The organism is Clostridium sp. (assembly GCF_051278035.1).
GTDB lineage: Bacteria > Bacillota > Clostridia > Clostridiales > Clostridiaceae > Clostridium_AD.
In genome coordinates this window covers 1-18375 of record NZ_JBNMNU010000085.1, presented here as the reverse complement: position 1 = coordinate 18375, position 18375 = coordinate 1, and the positions used below count along the sequence as shown (strand labels likewise).

16 protein-coding genes and 4 pseudogenes are annotated in these 18375 nt (G+C 30.3%); 16 read left to right on the top strand and 4 right to left on the bottom strand.

The window, feature by feature from the left end:
* The first annotated feature begins 246 nt into the window (after window positions 1-246).
* Entirely contained in the window at window positions 247-642 is a 396-nt protein-coding gene (locus tag ACJAX4_RS13440) for a hypothetical protein (protein ID WP_435789969.1), read from the top strand.
* Between the two features lie 55 nt (window positions 643-697).
* The gene (locus tag ACJAX4_RS13435) at window positions 698-940 is read left to right on the top strand and encodes an SHOCT domain-containing protein (protein ID WP_435789968.1); all 243 of its coding nucleotides are present in this window, start codon (window positions 698-700) and stop codon (window positions 938-940) included.
* 107 nt (window positions 941-1047) lie between these two features.
* On the opposite strand, the gene ACJAX4_RS13430 is transcribed toward ACJAX4_RS13435, so the two are convergent.
* On the bottom strand, window positions 1048-3714 hold the full coding sequence (locus tag ACJAX4_RS13430; protein ID WP_435789967.1) for a peptidoglycan D,D-transpeptidase FtsI family protein: 2667 nt from the start codon (window positions 3712-3714) through the stop codon (window positions 1048-1050).
* A 374-nt stretch (window positions 3715-4088) separates the two neighbouring features.
* Here ACJAX4_RS13430 and ACJAX4_RS13425 point away from each other — a divergent pair, with 374 nt between their 5' ends.
* The 6 genes and pseudogenes from ACJAX4_RS13425 to ACJAX4_RS13400 all read left to right on the top strand — a co-directional run bounded on the left by ACJAX4_RS13425 (window position 4089) and on the right by ACJAX4_RS13400 (window position 9689).
* A complete protein-coding gene (locus ACJAX4_RS13425; protein WP_435789966.1) occupies window positions 4089-6377 on the top strand; it encodes a hypothetical protein in 2289 nt (762 codons plus the stop codon).
* A gap of 47 nt (window positions 6378-6424) precedes the next feature.
* Entirely contained in the window at window positions 6425-6604 is a 180-nt protein-coding gene (locus tag ACJAX4_RS13420; RefSeq protein ID WP_435789965.1) for a hypothetical protein, read from the top strand.
* Between the two features lie 214 nt (window positions 6605-6818).
* Window positions 6819-7445: a methyltransferase family protein gene (locus ACJAX4_RS13415; protein ID WP_435789964.1), complete on the top strand. Its 627-nt coding sequence runs from the start codon at window positions 6819-6821 to the stop codon at window positions 7443-7445.
* Between the two features lie 318 nt (window positions 7446-7763).
* Window positions 7764-7946 (top strand): annotated as a pseudogene (locus ACJAX4_RS13410) (metal-sensing transcriptional repressor); the annotation flags it as partial.
* Window position 7947: 1 nt separating this feature from the next.
* Window positions 7948-8961, top strand: a pseudogene (locus ACJAX4_RS13405) (HAD-IC family P-type ATPase); the annotation flags it as partial.
* Between the two features lie 587 nt (window positions 8962-9548).
* Window positions 9549-9689, top strand: coding sequence for an SHOCT domain-containing protein (locus tag ACJAX4_RS13400; RefSeq protein WP_435789963.1), 141 nt, complete (start codon window positions 9549-9551; stop codon window positions 9687-9689).
* Window positions 9690-9997: 308 nt separating this feature from the next.
* Here ACJAX4_RS13400 and ACJAX4_RS13395 read toward each other — a convergent pair whose 3' ends face one another.
* A complete protein-coding gene (locus ACJAX4_RS13395; RefSeq protein ID WP_435789962.1) occupies window positions 9998-11077 on the bottom strand; it encodes an NlpC/P60 family protein in 1080 nt (359 codons plus the stop codon).
* Window positions 11078-11398: 321 nt separating this feature from the next.
* Window positions 11399-12403, bottom strand: coding sequence for an endolytic transglycosylase MltG (mltG, locus tag ACJAX4_RS13390; RefSeq protein WP_435789961.1), 1005 nt, complete (start codon window positions 12401-12403; stop codon window positions 11399-11401).
* Between the two features lie 67 nt (window positions 12404-12470).
* Here mltG and ACJAX4_RS13385 point away from each other — a divergent pair, with 67 nt between their 5' ends.
* Window positions 12471-12605, top strand: a complete 135-nt coding sequence (locus ACJAX4_RS13385; protein WP_435789960.1) for a hypothetical protein — start codon at window positions 12471-12473, stop codon at window positions 12603-12605.
* 221 nt (window positions 12606-12826) lie between these two features.
* Window positions 12827-12994 (top strand): hypothetical protein, encoded by a 168-nt coding sequence (locus tag ACJAX4_RS13380; RefSeq protein WP_435789959.1) that lies wholly within the window; start codon window positions 12827-12829, stop codon window positions 12992-12994.
* 117 nt (window positions 12995-13111) lie between these two features.
* On the opposite strand, the gene ACJAX4_RS13375 is transcribed toward ACJAX4_RS13380, so the two are convergent.
* Window positions 13112-13384, bottom strand: coding sequence for a hypothetical protein (locus ACJAX4_RS13375; protein ID WP_435789958.1), 273 nt, complete (start codon window positions 13382-13384; stop codon window positions 13112-13114).
* A 367-nt stretch (window positions 13385-13751) separates the two neighbouring features.
* On the opposite strand from ACJAX4_RS13375, the pseudogene ACJAX4_RS13370 reads away from it, so the two are divergent.
* The 6 genes and pseudogenes from ACJAX4_RS13370 to ACJAX4_RS13345 form a co-directional block, all read left to right on the top strand.
* Window positions 13752-14021: pseudogene (locus ACJAX4_RS13370) on the top strand (metal-sensing transcriptional repressor).
* An 18-nt stretch (window positions 14022-14039) separates the two neighbouring features.
* A complete protein-coding gene (locus ACJAX4_RS13365; protein WP_435789957.1) occupies window positions 14040-16475 on the top strand; it encodes a heavy metal translocating P-type ATPase in 2436 nt (811 codons plus the stop codon).
* A 46-nt stretch (window positions 16476-16521) separates the two neighbouring features.
* On the top strand, window positions 16522-16734 hold the full coding sequence (locus ACJAX4_RS13360; RefSeq protein WP_435789956.1) for a heavy-metal-associated domain-containing protein: 213 nt from the start codon (window positions 16522-16524) through the stop codon (window positions 16732-16734).
* 178 nt (window positions 16735-16912) lie between these two features.
* Window positions 16913-17245, top strand: coding sequence for a four-helix bundle copper-binding protein (locus ACJAX4_RS13355; RefSeq protein ID WP_435789970.1), 333 nt, complete (start codon window positions 16913-16915; stop codon window positions 17243-17245).
* Between the two features lie 225 nt (window positions 17246-17470).
* Window positions 17471-18151 carry a response regulator transcription factor gene (locus tag ACJAX4_RS13350; protein ID WP_435789955.1) on the top strand — a complete coding sequence of 227 codons (681 nt, stop codon included), beginning with the start codon at window positions 17471-17473 and terminating at the stop codon, window positions 18149-18151.
* Between the two features lie 3 nt (window positions 18152-18154).
* A pseudogene (locus tag ACJAX4_RS13345) lies at window positions 18155-18375 on the top strand (two-component sensor histidine kinase); the annotation flags it as partial.

Below are 18375 nucleotides of genomic sequence, written 5' to 3'. Positions count from 1 at the left end.
GAAGCTATAAAGGGAGCTATTGAAGAGGTAGGATATGATGTTGTAGGAATAGAAAAAGCTTAAATAAAAATAATTAATTTTTAAAATTAAGATGCCAAGTGTTATATGAAATATAATGCTTAGGCATTTTATTTTTTATAAGATTATTAAAAGAAATAGTTACAATATATATTAGCTTCATAATTACTCCACAATTGAGTAGTAGAATAAATGTATAGAGAAAGACAATTAGAGGAGTGATATTAAATGAAAAATAAAGTTATGGTTTTAGTAATAGCAGGTATCCTAACAGTAGGAGGAGTTTCAGTTGCATATGGAACTGTAAAAAACAATGACAATAAATCATCATATAATTATACCAATTCAATGATGGATGATCATAATGGTCAAGCGCGATCAAATGGCAGCTATAACGATATGATAAAAATAATGAATGATAATGGGTTCAGCGATGAAGCAAAAGCAATTGAAAACAGAGATTTTGATTCTATGAACGATATCATGAACAACATAAGTGATGATGACTATAAAAAAATGATTAATATAATGGAAGAAAATGAATATGAATCAATGGGTAATATGATGGAAACTATAGGAAGAGAAGACTCGACAGAGTTACATGAAAGCATGATGGGAAGATAATGTTTTAGCAGTTTATTAAATTAATAAAATAAAGATAATGAAAGGATGATTTTATATGATGGGATATGGATATGGATATAATATGATGGGAGGTTGGTTTGGAATGATGATTATTCCTATAATTTTAATTGGGGTAGTTATATATATAATCTATAATCAAGGCCAAAAGAATAATGGTAAAGATATTGGATTTAAAGGTAATTCTTTAGATATCTTAAATGAAAGATTTGCTCGTGGAGAAATAAATGAAGAAGAATATAATACTAAAAAAAATATATTATTAAATCATAAATTATGAAAAACTAGTCATGTCAAAAGAGTAAAAGTATATCTCTTTTGACATTTTTTTATATTTAAAATTAGCTATTGTAAATGTTTTAAGTGGGTTATAGGACCACATTGCCTTTAATTAATGCGTTTTAATTTTATGTAATAATTATTCTTATACTTTGCCATACGAGGATCATTTTTAAAATAACTCTCGTACATACCTTTAGCGACATATGCAGCATCACTACCGTAGCCACCGTCAAATATAACTACAGATATTGCAATTTCTGGATTGGTAGCTGGTGCATAGCCCACATACCACGCATAATCTCCTCTGCCCACTTTATTCTGTAGAGCTGATGTATTAAACTGCGCTGTACCTGTTTTACCACCTGTAGGTATAGGGAAATCTCCAAGTGCTTTAGATGCAGTACCGCCTGTACCTGTAACATTGTTCATGCCTTGCATAACTAGATTTCTGGTTTCTGAACTCATATCCGCTTTGTTTAAAACCTCAGGTTTCGTTTGAGATACTAATTTTCCATTAGATTTTTTTATATTATCAACCAAATGAAGTTTATATCTTGTTCCACCATTTGCAATGGTTGCTATATAACTTGCCATTTGAAGAGGTGTAAAATTGTCCATACCCTGACCGATAGATGCAATATACATATTGTACGGTAAACTCAAAGAACCATATCCTTCCTGCACCGCTTGGAAGTTTATATCATTTACAACTGCTTGCAAATTACCAGCAGTGAAATTTTGTCCTTTATACTTAGGATCGGCAGAAATTAATTGCTTAAATAAATCCACATATTTACTTCTTGAAAAAGTTCCATTTCTCACAGAATGCTTTATAGCATTTTTGATGTCAGTTTTTATTTTTGAGAGCTTTATTCCATCATAAACAATATTACCATCTCCATCTCTATCATATAAATCTATTCGTGGAAATTTCACTCCTGTAGCAGAAGTTCCATTAGCTAAATTTTGCTCAATATTCCAAAGATATTGGGAGGCTGATAGGTTTTTCTGCGATACTGTATTATATACCTGCCCAAAATTTTCGTTTATTTCTATTCCCGTCCCTGGATTAATAGACTTAGGGTCAGCTCCTAGTCCAAATCCCCATGCATATTTAGCTAAAATGTCATCTCCATATTTTGCTCTTAATAAACCACCCACATTCATAAAAAATGGGTTGCTAGATTTTTCTATTGCGCTTACTACGTTCACTTCACCAAGTGCACCGTCTGTTATGAAATGATTTATAACTCCGCCGCCCATATCAAACTTGCCTTGATCAAGGTAAGTGGAATCAGCATTTATAACCCCTGTTTGAAGACCTGCAATTGCTGTCATTGGCTTAAAAGTAGAACCTGAAGGGATTAGTGACATAGTTGCATAATTATATAAATGCTTTGGATAGTAATCAAACTTATCATTTCTAATTGAGGTATTCCCCTTGATGCTTGTGTTTATTGGAAACATATAATCAATTAAACTTTGTGATTTACCCTGAGCTTTCGCCATTTTTTCATAGTCTGGATTAAAATATTTTTTTGATTGAGCTTCCGTTAATCCTTGTGAAACAGAAAAATCATTTGGATCGTAACCTGGTAGGCTAACGAGTGATAGTATTCCTCCAGTATGAATATCTATGGCAACGGCTGCGCCTCTTGTAGCGTTTGATACATCTAATCCATTCACAATTCCTATACTTTGTAATAGCTTCATTTCACTATTTAAAGCATTTTCTGTGGCATATTGCAAATTTGCATCCAACGTAAGCTGGACATTTTTACCAGGAGTTACCTCCTTACTAGAAAATCCATTCTTCGCATCTACACCGCCGTTATCTCCTTTGAGATATTTTTCCATTGAAGCTTCAATTCCGGTAGTTCCAACATAATCCTTGCTTGTGTCATAACCCATTGCTATATATTTCTCTTTTTCTGAAGGGCTTATTTTACTGATATAACCCAAAACTGATGAAGCTAGTTTTCCATAGGGATATTGTCTCATAGGCTGGATTTTCACTTTAATTCCAGGCAATTCTGAGAGACTTTGCCTGAAGATAAGCGATGTATCTTTGTTTATATTAGTTGCTATACTAATCGACTTGTATGCAGAAAAAAAATTCATTTTTATACTATCTTTTATTATGAGATATCTTCTTATTTCATTTGGTGTTTTCTGTATATGCAAACTTGCAACTCCTTCTATTACGCCATATTCCTTAAGAAGCATATTATATATCTGCTCTGGGGTTAATTTTAAAAGTTCAGTATTAAGCTGAATAGTTTCATCTGAGGTCAAATCGTTCTCTTTTTTATTTTTAAATTTTGATTTCAATATCTTACCCTGAAGCCCTCTATCTTTTAAAAATCTTAACTTCAAAATTTCTATTCCCCTAGGATCACTTGAACCAAATTCAAATCTATATGGTCCAATCTTTAAAGGAAAATTATCTATCTGAACTTCTCCATTTTCATCTAAAATTTTAAAAACTTTTTGAAGTGTTGTAAATATGTGTGTATCAGTTTTAGCTGAATCCTTGTATATAAGATTATAAGATGGCACTTCTGTTGCAAGGCCTATTCCATTTTTGTCTGTAATGAGACCTCTTGGTGACTCTACTGTTATAATATTATGAGCGGTAGCTTTTACTATATCCTTGTAATATTGTCCATTCAATATTTGTATATAATATAATCTTGAGATTATTAGTGAAAATATAGCAACCATAATTACAAGTAGGACGTTGAATCTATTAATTTTTTTTCCTTCTTTCATTTTTATATACACACCTTTTTCTATAAATTACATGTGTTTCAACTATTTTATCATGATATTTTTAATGTTTTTAAATCCAAGGGTCAATGAATAATAAAATTATATTTTTAATCCTGAAAATATAAATCATATAATAAATTATATTAAAAAGATGTGTAGACCTTGTAAAGATATTGCTGATTTATAAAATAAATAGGCTAAATTAACACATAGGGGGAGGTTATCAAAAAAATGTGAAGTTCATATGAAGAGTATCCATTTTTAGCTATTTAGAAACTATTACATAAAATCAAAAAAATAGATTACCTTTATAAAATCAACACAAGAATCTGGTAATATGTAATTACTGAATTTTATACAAGGAGGTGAGTATATTGACTCAAAAAGTAAATTCTAATGATAACTTAAAGATTGTAGTCAGTACTCTATTTATTTCAATATCTATGTTTGTTTATCAGGTAGTATTAACCCGTATTTTTTCAGCTCTTTTTATGAGTAATTATGTTTTTTTAATCACTTCCTTTGCAATTTTAGGATTAGGCATAGGTAGTATCATCGCCTATAAAAAATCAAATAAGAAATTGCAATCAAAGGATAGTAATGGTATTAATACTTGTATAGTTAGTCTCCATAAAACAACCTTATTACTTTCAATAAGTTATATCTTTGTTTTAGGAATAATTTATGTCCTTCCATATTTTAATGCTTTATTAATATATACTTTTCTCGCAACCATTCCATTTGTATTAGGAGGATATTATTTTTCGATTCTTTTTAGAGAGTTTTCTAGTGTGAGTAGCAAGCTCTATTTCGCAGATTTAGTTGGGGCAGGTCTAGGTAGTTTAATAGTAATACAACTACTTAATTATATAGGGATTTTTAAGACTGTTTTTGTCATAAGTGTTTTAGCACTTGTTCCCGCTATCATTCTTTCTAAGTTAATAAACAAAAAAAATATTGCTTCGAAAATTATTTTTTCAGTATATATAATAGCTTTACTGCTACCCAACAGTTATGCAAATAGCATCGAACAAAATTTTAACGGTTTTTTAACAAATACAAATAAAACCTTTGGAGGATTGAAAGAGCAAGGGATTCCAGCATCCCTTATATATACAAAATGGAATTCATTTTCAAGGACTGATGTGATAAAAATAGATAATGATCCTGATGAACTATTGGTTACCATAGATGGTGCTGCCAACGCACCTATGTATAAATTTGATGGGAATATAAAAAGTCTTGAAAAATATAAATCAGATATTGAATATATACCTTACACATTTGGAAAAAATGACAATACTTTGATAATTGGCGCTGGTGGAGGAAGAGATTTGTTATATGCTCTTGCAGCAGGGAGTAAAAAAATTTCTGCAGTTGAAATTAATACTGCAAGTATAGATGCAGTTAATAAATTCAAGGATTTTAATGGTGATATTTTCAACAGGCCTGAAGTAAAAGTTTTTGCACAAGACGGGCGTAACTTTATAAGAAATTCAAAAGATAAATACGATAATATATTCTTATCATTGGTAATGACTAATGCCTCCCAAGGTATGGGTTATGCTTTATCAGAAAACTATATTTATACTACAGAGGCTGTACAGGATTATCTTGATCATCTTACCCCAAATGGTAAACTAACATTTGAAACGCATAGTCAGGATGATCTTGGTAAAATTGTTGCAACTGCAATGTCAGCCCTCAACAATAGGGATATTCCAATAAAAGATACTCCTAAATATATGTCTATTTTTGCTGAAAATGATGGTATGAATGACCATATGATTTCCTATCCTGTTGTAGTTATTAAAAACACACCTTTTTCAATTAAAGAAAGTAAGCAACTTATTGATACTGCTTCAAAAAACAATATCGCTCCTATATTTGCTCCACATATTTATGAGAAAGGAATTTTAAGCCATATAGTACAAGCTCATGTTTCCTTTGATGACTACCTAAAAAATTCTAATACAAACGTATCGCCTGCAACAGATGATAAACCTTTTTATTATAATTTTAAAAAAGGAATATCACCGATGCTTTTGATTATTCTTATTTTTCTTATAGTAATTTGTATTGCTTTCTTTGTATTCCTTAAAGTTACTAACCAAATTATAAAGCCAGCAATTTATTTCGCCCTGCTAGGAGCAGGTTATATGATGATTGAAATACCTTTGATCCAAAAATTCATATTATATTTAGGCCATCCTGTACGCGCATTTACCTATGTTCTAGGAGCGCTGCTTATAGGAAGTGGTCTTGGTGCATATTTTAGTAACAAAAAACCCTTTGACAAAGTTTTTAAACGAATATATGTAGTACCATTTTTAGTAGTAATAATAGATATAGTGCTTATCTTGATTATGCCTGCATTATTTAAAAACACCGCTACTTGGAGCTTAGATAAAAGAATTCTATTATCTTCATTACTTGTAATGATCCAGGGTTTCTTTATGGGAATGCCTATCCCAAGAGGACTAACTATGTTATCAAGAAATAATAGGAATACAATTATACCAGTATTGTGGGGAATAAATGGACTAATGTCTGTATTTGGTTCTGTATTGTCAGTTATTATTTCAATGCAGTTCGGTTTTACAGCTACATTAATATCAGGCACTGTTTTTTATATAATGGTTATGTTCTTTAATAAAATATAATTAAAAGTTAAATATATTAGATTTACCCAATATAAGGAGGAAATTTTATGTTTAATACAAAAAGTGAATTACTAAATGAAAAAATTATTTTAGCTAAGGGAAAATTAGAACAAATAATCTTACCTGAACATATCTTAACTGATCAATCACTGAATTTAAGTAAGAAACTTGATAAGCTTATCCTAAAGTATTATAGATTAGAGCAAACGCTTAATAAAAAATATTAAAGGCACATAAGTTTCTCTAGTTTTGTTGTCTATTGATCAATATCAAAAACTTATGAAGTTCATATGAGGATTGTCAATTTTAGATATTTAGAAGATGTTACATGAAATCAAAAAATAGATTATCTTTATAAAATCAACACAAGAATTTGGTAATATGTAATTAAAGAAAAAAAGCTGAATCAAATCTAATTACTAATTTTACAAGGGGTGTATTATGGATTATTTAAATCAATATGGTTATGGATTATGGACATCGGTATTAGTCAATATTATTTTATTTGGTTTATTTGCTTATTTTGCATTTAGGCCTACAACAAAACGAGATTGGAGAACACTAGGTATATTCTATGCCTTTATTGTTGCTCTATTTACAGAAATGTTTGGATTTCCACTTACAATATATGTTCTTACTTCAGCTTTAGGTAAGAAATACCCCGCACTTGACCCTTTTACTCATTTTAATGGGCACCTATGGATTGCTCTAACCGGAGGGTCAAAAGAAGTGTATTATGTTTTACATCCATTAAGCAATATACTGATTTTCGCAGGATTAATTATTATTTCTATAGGTTGGAAGAAAATATATTCAGATAATAGCCATTTAGTCACAGATGGCATATATAAATATGTTAGACATCCTCAATATAGTGGGTTTATTCTAACTATTATAGGATTTCTTCTTCAATGGCCAACTATTATTACACTGCTTATGGCCCCCGTTTTATTAATCATATATGTTAAATTAGCCAAAAGAGAAGAAAAAGTACTAATAGATGTTTTTAAAGATCAATACTTTGAATATAAGAAAAAAGTACCTGCATTTATACCAAAAATTCTTTGATGATTACCTGAAAAAATTCTGTATTGTCAGTTACTATTCCAATGCAGTTCGGTTTTACAGCTACATTAATTTTTTCAGGCAATGTTCTATACAATGAATATATTCTTTAATAAAACATAATTTAAAGGTAAAGTAGATGAAGTTTATCCTACAGTATTATGGATCATAGAAAACACTTGATAAAAAATATTAAAGGCCTCATATGATTTAAAATGAGGTCTTTAATATTTTTTGAAATAATACCACCCCCTATACGGATGGGTATTAAATGGATCAAAATAGTTCTTTTAGTGAGCGATGTAGAAAGGAGAAGTTCAAATGAATAAGGAGCAAGTGCTAGTAATTAAATCCCTTAAGACATCAAAAGGACAAATAGAGGGAATAATAAAAATGCTGGATGAAGGACGGTATTGCATAGATGTATCAAACTAAATAATTGCGGCACAATCGCTACTTAAAAAAGCGAATATGTTAATTTTGAAACAGCATCTTAACCATTGCTGAAAAATTAACGATTTCCTTCGAATCTTCATTAATAAGCATAATAGATATAAAAAAGACAATAGGTAAAGCAGGATATAAGGCTCTTGAGGATGAAAGTAATATAGATGAAGATAAAGTTAAAAAAGAAAAGGCGATAAAGGCATTATGGAATAGATTTTTAATATCTGTAATTTTAGGAGTTCCATTGCTAATACTTGCCATGGTACCAATGTTTAGTACCTTGCCTGATATTATTAATCCTGAAATGCATCTGAAGATTTATGCTATTCTACAATTAGCACTTGTTTTACCAATAATGTAGGTAGAGCATATTTTACAGTTGGATTTAAATCATTATTTAGACTGAGCCCTAATATGGATTCATTAATAGCAATTGGAACATCAGCTGCATTTCTGTATAGTCTATTTGTAGCAGTAGAAATAATTGTAGGTAAAACTGGTTATGAAATAATAACCTTAGTTGAAAACGCTCAAGGCTCAAAAGCTCCTATAGCAAACATGGCTGATGTAATATCAAGTTATTTTGTACCTGTGGTTATAGGACTTGCGCTAGTTTCCTCAATAGCTTGGCTCTTAGCTGGCCAATCCGTAGTATTCTCATTAACATTATTTGTAATAGCCTGCCCTTGCGCTCTTGGTCTGGCAACGCCTACAGCAATCATGGTTGGAACGGGAAAAGGTGCAGAATATGGCGTGCTTATAAAAAGTGGTGTAGCGCTAGAAACTGCACATAAAATTAAACCATAGTATTTGATAAAACTGGAACACTTACTGAAGGGAAACCAAAGGTAACTGATATAGTTACGGTAGAGGGTATTGAAAAGGATTATTTGCTTCAAACAAACTTGCTGAAGAAGGCAAGACTCCAATGTATATCGCTGTAGAAAATAAGATAAGTGGAATCATTGAAGTTGCTGATACTGTTAAAGAAAATAGTAAAAAGGCAATAGAAAAACTTCATTCTATGGGCATAGAAGTTGTAATGATAACTGGTGATAACAAGAGGACAGCAGCACTTGCAATGAGTCTTAGTTCAGTTTCAGTTTTAACAAATGCATTACGCTTAAAAGGCTTTAAGCCATTAAGATAAATATCAAAATTCAAAGAAAAAAATAAAAATCGAAGGGAGAAAAAAAATGAAAAAGAAAATATTAGTTGTAGGAATAGAAAAAGCTTAATTATAAGACACTAGTAAATTTAAACATGAAAATGCCCAATTATTATACAAGATATAATAATTGGGCATTTTATTAATATAGGATTTTTGAAAATATTTAGATCGAAAAATATTAGCTTCATACTTACTCTACAATTGAGTAGTAGAATAAGTGTATAGAGAAAAACAATCACAGAAAAAAATTAGATGAGTGATAATAAATGAAAAATAAAGTATGATTATTAATAATAGCTGGCATCCTAACAGTATGAGGAATTTCAGTTGCAGATACAACAGGTAGAAATAACTCAACTAACAATGATTTTAACAGAACAATGATGACTTCACAAAATAGTGATAACAAATGATCATATAATTATAGCAAATCTATGATGGGTAACTAATATAATAAATTTAATGTTGTATTTGCAATATATAAACTATTGCAAAATAAAAATAATAAAAACATAGGAACTAGGGATAATTCTTTAGATATCATAAATGATAGATTTGCTCGTGGAGAAATAAATGAAGAAGAATATAATAGTAAAAAAAATGCATTATTAAATAATAAAACACTCTAAATTATATAAGACTTTGATATCATTGTTATTTTATAAGTCATATCAAAAGAGTAGGTAGTACTAATTTCCAGTTTAAATGTAATTGTCTAAAGTTATTTACACAAATCTATAAATATTCTCTAATAAACAAATAAGATAGAAAGGATTATCTTTCATGTAGCATATGGATAATCCTTTCTATTTTTGATGGTTTTTATTAATAGAATAATCACAAAAATTTGCTAATCATTCATAAAGCAACCTCTTTAAGATGTTAATAAAATAAATTGAACTATCTTTAGTAGTATACTTCTAACAATATACACTTTTTACTTTACTCGTCTACCTGTTACAAAATCACTTCTTGACATATATGAAACTTTAACCACATCTCCTGTTTGAGGAGCATGCATATAATTATTATTCCCAACATAAATACCCATGTGATGAGGGTTTGCATAGGTGCCAAAGAACACCAAATCTCCCGCTTGAAGGTTTTCTCTAGATACTTGTACACCATCTTTTATTTGATCAAAGGTGGTTCTTCCTACAGAAACTCCAAAATGTGCGTATACGTATTGCGTAAATCCTGAGCAATCAAAACCTGAAGGTGTTGTCCCACCCCATAAATATGGTGTGCCAAGAAAGTTTGAGGCATAGGCTATTACAGCACTAGATGAAATAGGGGCTGAACCTCTTGAAGGAGTATATTTAGGTGCTGATTTTCTTATTTTATTTATTTTTACTATGCTTTTATTTACTGATATTTGAGAACTACTTATCTGACTGGCTAGAAGAACTTCTTTGCTCTTTAAATCCGTTATCAACTTATTTTGTGACTCTTTAGTGACAATTATCTTGTCCATCTTCTGCTTATTTTCTACTTGCAAATTCACTAATGCATCTTTTGTCTCATTTAAACTCTGCTGCTTTTCATCTAATTCTTTTTTAGTGGCTTCAAATTCACCGACTACTTTTTTATCAAACTCTATAATGGCTTTTATGTTTTCTACTCTTGATACAAAATCTCCAAAACTCTCAGAACTAAGGATAGTGATTAAATACCCATCAAATCCATTTATGTACATGAGTCTCATGCGACTATTAAATAATTCTTGTTCTTTTTTTGCTTGTTCTTCGACCTGCTTAACCTCTTCTGTAGATTTTTCGATTGCTATTTCAGTTTCAGATATTTTGCCTTTGTTCTCCTCTGTTTTGATCATTGTTTTTTGGATCTCATTGTCAAATTTTTCGATTTTCATTTCAATTTCTTCTCTTTCGGATTGAATTCTAGTTAATGAATCTTTTTGCTGCTTTAGTTTCTCATTTGATGGAACAGCTAATGCATTCACATTTAATGTAAAGGTCATAGTTATGGCAACTGCAATACTTCTTAGGACATTATTCATAATATATCTCCTCAACTTGTTTATATTTTATAACACATAGGTGGAAGATATCAAAAAGTTGTGAAGTTCGTATGAAGATTGCCCACTTTTAGCTTTCAATTAAGCAATATAGTGGTTTTATTCTAACTATTATAGGATTTCTTCTTCAATGGCCAACTATTATTACACTGCTTTGGGCCTCTATTTTATTAGTTATATATCATAAATTAGTTAAAAAAGAAGATATTCCAATGCATTTCGGTTTTGTAGCTAAATTAATTTCAAGCACTATTCTATACAACTATTAAAGGCCTCATATGTTTTAAAATGAGGTCTTTAATATTATTTTATATATTTTTCCACATTATTTAAATGCTCCTCGTAAGTTTTACTAAATGTATGTCCATTTCCATTGGCTACATAATACAAATAACTATTCTCTTCAGGATAAAGTGTAGCCTCTATGGACGCTTTACCTGGTGAAGCTATTGGACCTGGTGGTAATCCTTTATGTAAGTAGGTATTATATTTTGATTGAACCTTAAGCATATTATAGTATACTTTAGAAATGTTTTTTTTTCCTTTAGTATTCGCATAAATAACTGCTGCATCCACCTGCAGCGGCATTCCTTTTTTTAGTCGGTTATAGATAACTCCAGCTATTCTGCTTCGCTCATTGTTATTTGCTGCTTCTCTTTCAATTAATGAAGCAATTGTTATAACCTCATTTACATCTAGACCTAATTCTTTAGCTCGTGATTTATATTTATCTGAAAATACTGTTTTAAATCTACTTACCATTATATTTATAATTTCATCTTTTGTGGTGTTGTTAGGTATATAATAGGTGTCTGGAAACAAGTATCCCTCTAAATCATAGTAAACATCATTTTTGCTCAGTATCAAAGTATTATTTTTTAAATCATTAAGTTTTTCATTTAATATTTCTTCTTTTTTTACAAGATGTTCTCCGTCAAGATTACTCGCAATTTGATATAGTGTATATCCCTCAGGTATTGTTATAACACTAAATTCTGACTTTTCATCTTTGAATTTTGTAATAAGGCCATTTAAATTTGTTTTAGGTTTTATTATAAAGTTTCCACCTTCTATTCTTTCTTTCAAACCATTTATGTTGGCATAATATATAAACGTGCTTTGAGATTCTATTATATTCTTTTCCAGTAGCTGTTTTGCTACCTGTTCTAAAGTTGAATTCTTCTTAAGGATGATATAAACATTATTAACATTTGTAGTCTCTACATGCTGATAATACAAATATATACTTCCTATGATTAAACCACACAAAATTATTATGCTATTAGTTACTAAAATCCACCTACGCATTACATCAACTCCATATTATAGATTAGTAAAACATATAAAAAGTGTATCAAAATATTGTGAAGTACTAATGAAGATTGCTCATTTTTATAATAAAACAAAACACGTAGATCCATTGAGTTTAAAGGTCATGTCAATGCCATTTGATGAATTTCCAATTAATATAATTGCTGCTGCGATTATAATTATGCCTGATATTTTATAGTTGCCTAAACATTCAGTACTATACCCCGCTGTATCGTATTCTATTAATTTTTATCTTGAGAGTTTTATGAATAATAAGATTGTTTTTTAATCCTATGAATATAAATCTATTTAATAGGGTAACAGCTATTTTTGATAAATAGTGCATTTCTACATAAAATATTTATAAGTATTTTGTATAATAGGTATAGGTTATAAGAAAAATAAAAAGGAGAGATTAATATGGAAACAATAATAACAATATTAATATTTGTGGGTGTAATGTACGCAATGTCTAAATTAGGTTTAGGCTGTTGTGGTGGTCATTCTAAAAATAATGAAAATAATAGCGGAGAAAGTTGTTGTGGCTCAAAAAAAGAAAAAACTTCTAAGGATGTTTTTAAAAAGTAGATTAGTTTTTAATATATACAAAATTCAAGATTTGAAGTAACAATATATTAAAAAACATTTGTTATTTATTAATATAAATATAGCTCAAGACATACTTTATAGTATTGAGCTATATTTTTAGAGGTGTTTTTTCTTGTCAGGTTCATGTTTACCTTCTTTTGAACCTTTTAGCATCATTGGTACCATAAAAAGCATCATTAATGGGCAAAGAAAAGTAATTAATGATACTAACGTAACGCTAGTAACGATATTGCCAATATTCAAAAATGGAAGTACTGCAATTAGCAATATTGGAAGACCGCAGCAGAGCACCATTAATGACATCATACGTTTCATTGAATGAGGACTACCCTTAGTTCCTTTTTTTTTATCATTTTCATAATCACTCATATAATTATATTCCTCCGTTAAACTTATTTTTTCAGTAATTATATTGTCTTTATATATAGCTTTTTTAGATTCTGCATTGTTTAAAATTAACTTTACAATCTTTCATATTGTAAACCTGCTTATTAGTATAATATAAAATTTATATGTAGATGATATGAAGATATAAGCCAAAATACTTTAGTTGAAAAGTAAATTTAATTAGTATTCTTCATAAACTCTACACAAAAACATGGTATTATATAATTATAGAAAAGAAAAGATATTATCAATCAATATTTTTTAAAATATTGACTCCCCCCTACCGGGATGGGATTTGAATAGAATAAAATAGTTCTTTTAGAGAGCGATGTTTAAAGGAGAAATTCAAATGAATAAGGAACAAGAACTAGCAATTTAATCCCTTAAGACATCAAAAGGACAAATTGAGGGTATAATAAAAATGATGGATGAAGGCCGGTATTGCATAGATGTTTCAAACCAAATAATTGCAGCACAATCTCTACTTAAAAAAGCTAATATGTTAATTTTGAAACAGCATCTTAATCATTGCGTAAAAGATGCATTTATGAATAATACGGGTGAAGATAAAGTTGATGAAATAATTGATCTACTTGCTAAATTAATTGGCAATAAATAATATAAGGTGGGATGTAATATGATAAATAAAGCACTTAAAATTGAAGGAATGACTTGTGCGGCTTGTGCAAAAACTATTGAAAGAGTTTCCAAAAAATTGCCAGGAGTTGAAGAGGCAAACGTAAATTTTGCTACGGAAAAATTAAATATAAATTATGATGATGCATTGATAAAATTAGAGGATATACAAAGTGCAGTTGAAAAAGCTGGGTATAAAATAGCAGTACAAACAACCAATAAAACCTTAAAGATAGAAGGAATGACTTGTGCGTCCTGTGCAAAAAACATAGAAAGAGTTTCCAAAAAAATACCAGGAGTTATGGATGCCAATGTGAATTTTGCCACTGAAAAATTGACTATTTCTTTTGAACCATCACTAGTAAGGACCGGAGATATAAAGAAGGCAATTGAAAAAGCAGGATATAAGGCTGTAGAAGATGAAAGTAGTGTAGACCAAGATAAAGAGAAAAAGGAAAAAGAAATAAAGGCTCTGTGGAAAAGGTTTTTGATATCTGCAATTTTTGGAGTTCCATTATTACTAATTGCCATGGTACCAATGTTCATTACTTTGCCTGATATGTTTAATCCAATGATGCATCAAAAAGGGTTTGCTATTCTACAATTAGCACTTGTTCTACCAATAATGTATACAGGTAAAAAATATTTTACAGTTGGATTTAAATCATTATTTAGACTAAGCCCTAATATGGATTCATTAATATCAATGGGAGCATCTGCTGCATTTTTATACAGTATTTTTGCAGTATATGAAATAATGATTGGAAATACTGGTTATGAGATGTATTTTGAATCAGCAGGTATAATTTTAACCCTTGTAACTCTGGGAAAGTATTTAGAAACGGTAACTAAAGGAAAAACTTCTGAAGCAATTAAAAAGCTTATGGGACTTGTACCTAAAACCGCAATTATAATGAGAGATAATAAGGAAATTGAGATTTCAATTGATGAAGTTGAAGTTGGAGATATAGTAGTTGTTAAACCAGGCACGAAAATGCCTGTAGATGGCGAAGTGGTAGAAGGAACTACATCTGTAGATGAATCAATGCTTACTGGTGAGAGTATGCCAGTAGAAAAAAGTATTGGACATAAAATAATTGGTGCAAGTATAAATAAAAATGGGTCAATTAAGTTTAAAGCAACTAAAGTTGGTAAAGATACGGCCCTTGCACAAATAATAACACTAGTTGAAAATGCCCAAGGTTCAAAGGCACCTATAGCAAACATGGCTGATGTTATATCAAGCTATTTTGTACCTGTCGTTATATTGCTTGCATTAGTTTCGTCAGGAGCTTGGCTTTTAGCTGGCGAATCGATAGTGTTTGCATTAACAATATTCATTTCAGTACTTGTAATAGCGTGCCCTTGTGCTCTTGGTCTGGCAACACCGACAGCAATAATGGTTGGAACTGGAAAAGGTGCAGAATATGGGGTGCTTATAAAAAGTGGTGTAGCGCTAGAAACTGCACATAAAATTCAAACCATAGTATTTGATAAAACTGGAACACTTACTGAAGGGAAACCAAAGGTAACTGATATAGTTACGGTAGAGGGTACTTCCGAGGATTATTTGCTTCAAATAGCAGCTTCTGCTGAAAAAGGCTCTGAGCATCCATTAGGTGAGGCTATAGTTAAGGAGGCAGAAGAGAAATCCTTAGAATTTAAGAAAGTAGAAAGCTTTAAAGCTATACCTGGTTATGGAATAGAAGTTAATATAGATGGTAATAAGATTATACTAGGAAATAGGAAACTAATGGTAGAAAGTAAAATTTCCTTAGAGAAATTAGAAGCGGTTTCAAACAAACTTGCTGAAGAAGGCAAGACTCCAATGTATATCGCTATAGAAAATAAGATAAGTGGAATCATTGCAGTTGCTGATACTGTTAAAGAAAACAGTAAAAAAGCAATAGAAAAACTTCATTCTATGGGCATAGAAGTTGCAATGATAACTGGTGATAACAAGAGGACCGCAGCAGCCATTGCGGCGCAAGTTGGTATTGACAGAATACTCGCAGAAGTTCTGCCTGAGGATAAAGCAAATGAAGTTAAGGAACTTCAGGCTGAAGGTAGAAAAGTTGCTATGGTTGGCGATGGAATTAATGATGCTCCAGCACTAGCTCAGGCAGATATTGGTATAGCTATAGGATCAGGTACAGATGTAGCAATGGAATCTGCAGATATAGTTCTAATGAGAAGTGATTTAATGGATGTACCTACAGCGCTACAGTTAAGCAAGAAAACTATAACAAATATAAAACAAAATCTATTTTGGGCATTTGGATACAATGCATTAGGAATACCAGTAGCAATGGGAGTGTTACACTTATTTGGAGGTCCACTTCTAAATCCTATTATTGCAGCCCTTGCCATGAGTTTTAGTTCAGTTTCAGTTTTAACAAACGCATTACGCTTAAAAGGCTTTAAGCCATTAAGATAAATATCAAAAGTCAAATAAAAAATAAAAATCGAAGGGAGAAATAAAAATGAAAAAGAAAATATTAATAGAAGGTATGTCCTGTGGAAATTGTGCAAATCATGCTAACGAGGCACTAAAGGACCTTGGAGCAAAAGACATAGAGGTAAACCTTGCTAAAAAGTTTGCTACTGCTGAAATAAGCGACGATATAACTGATGAAGCTATAAAGGGAGCTATTGAAGAGGTTGGATATGATGTTGTAGGAATAGAAAAAGTTTAATTATAAAACACTATTAAATTTAAACATGAAAATGCTCAATTATTATACAAGATATAATAATTGAGCATTTTATTATTATTTCTATAGGTTGGAAGAAATAGTTTTGTATAGGTATTACATTTTTTGTAAACTATACTCAATGAATACATAATATTTTTGAGGAGGTAATAAAATGGGTATGTCAACAAACAAACACCAAACATGTATAGATGAATGTAACAGGTGCGTGCAAACATGTTATGAATGCTTTAAAGCATGTTTAAATGAGCCTGATTTCTCAGCAAGAAAGAATTGTATAAGTACTCTTGTTGAATGTGCACAAATGTGCCAAATGTCATCTTCACTTATGTCAATGGAGGGACAATTGTCAAAAGAACATTGCAAACTCTGTGCTACTATTTGTGATAAATGTGCTACGGAATGTGAAATGTTTAAAGATGAACATTGCAAACAATGTGCTACAGAATGTCACACATGTGCTGATGAATGCAGAAAAATGGCTAATATGTAAAGGTATATAGATTTTATTTCAAAAAGAGTATTATTTTAAATCTAAAGAATATATAGTTGTAAGGATTTTTAGTTAAATTGAGATTAAAGACCTGCTTATCATAATTTTGATAAGCAGGTCTTTGCTATAGTTATTTTAATAAATAGTGGATTTCTACATAAAATATTTATAAGTATTTTGTATAATACAAATAAGTATAGTAATTTTAAGAGGGGTGAATTAGAAGTGGCTAATATATTAATTATTGAAGACGAAGAAAAGGTCTCAGAGATACTTAAAGCATATCTCGAAAAAGCAGGTTATAGTGTTTATTGTACCGTAAGAGGTATGGAAGGAATAAAACTTTTCGAAGAAATTAAATTTAACTTAGTTATATTAGACCTAATGCTACCAGACATATCTGGAGAAGAGGTGTGTAGCGCATTAAGAAAAATGTCTGAAGTACATATATTTATGCTCACAGCAAAAAGCACCCTACAGGATAGAATAGAAGGATTAAACCTTGGGGCAGACGAGTATCTTGTTAAGCCCTTCAGCCCTAGAGAACTGACTGCAAGAGTAAACGCATTATTTAGAAGAATTAATATAAATAAGGGTGAAAAAAAAGTTTATAACAATGGAGAATTTGAAATTAATTATGAGGAAAGAATAGTTAAGATTCTTGGAACAGAAATATCTCTTACACCAAATGAATTTGACATAGTGCATATTCTTTCATCTAACAGGGGTAAAGTGTTTACAAGAGATCAGCTCATTGGACGAATTATGGGCATAGATTTTCAAGGCTTTGATAGAACAATAGATGTACATATTAAAAACATACGTAAAAAGATAGAATTGGATACTAGAAATCCTAAATATATATTAACTGTAACTAGAATTGGTTACAAATTCGGTGGTGATTAAGTTATGCAAAGTATACGAAAAAGATTAAGTATTATTTTAGTAGTAACTGCGATAATAGCTCTTTTTTTATCCACACTTTTTGTAAATATAACGATATCGAAAACTTTTGACAAGTATTTACTAGAAACACAAGATAAGAGAAATGTTAGAATAGTTAAATATTTGGAAGAAGTATTTAAAAAAGATGGTAAGTGGAATGAAAATTCAGGAATAGAAATTTTGCA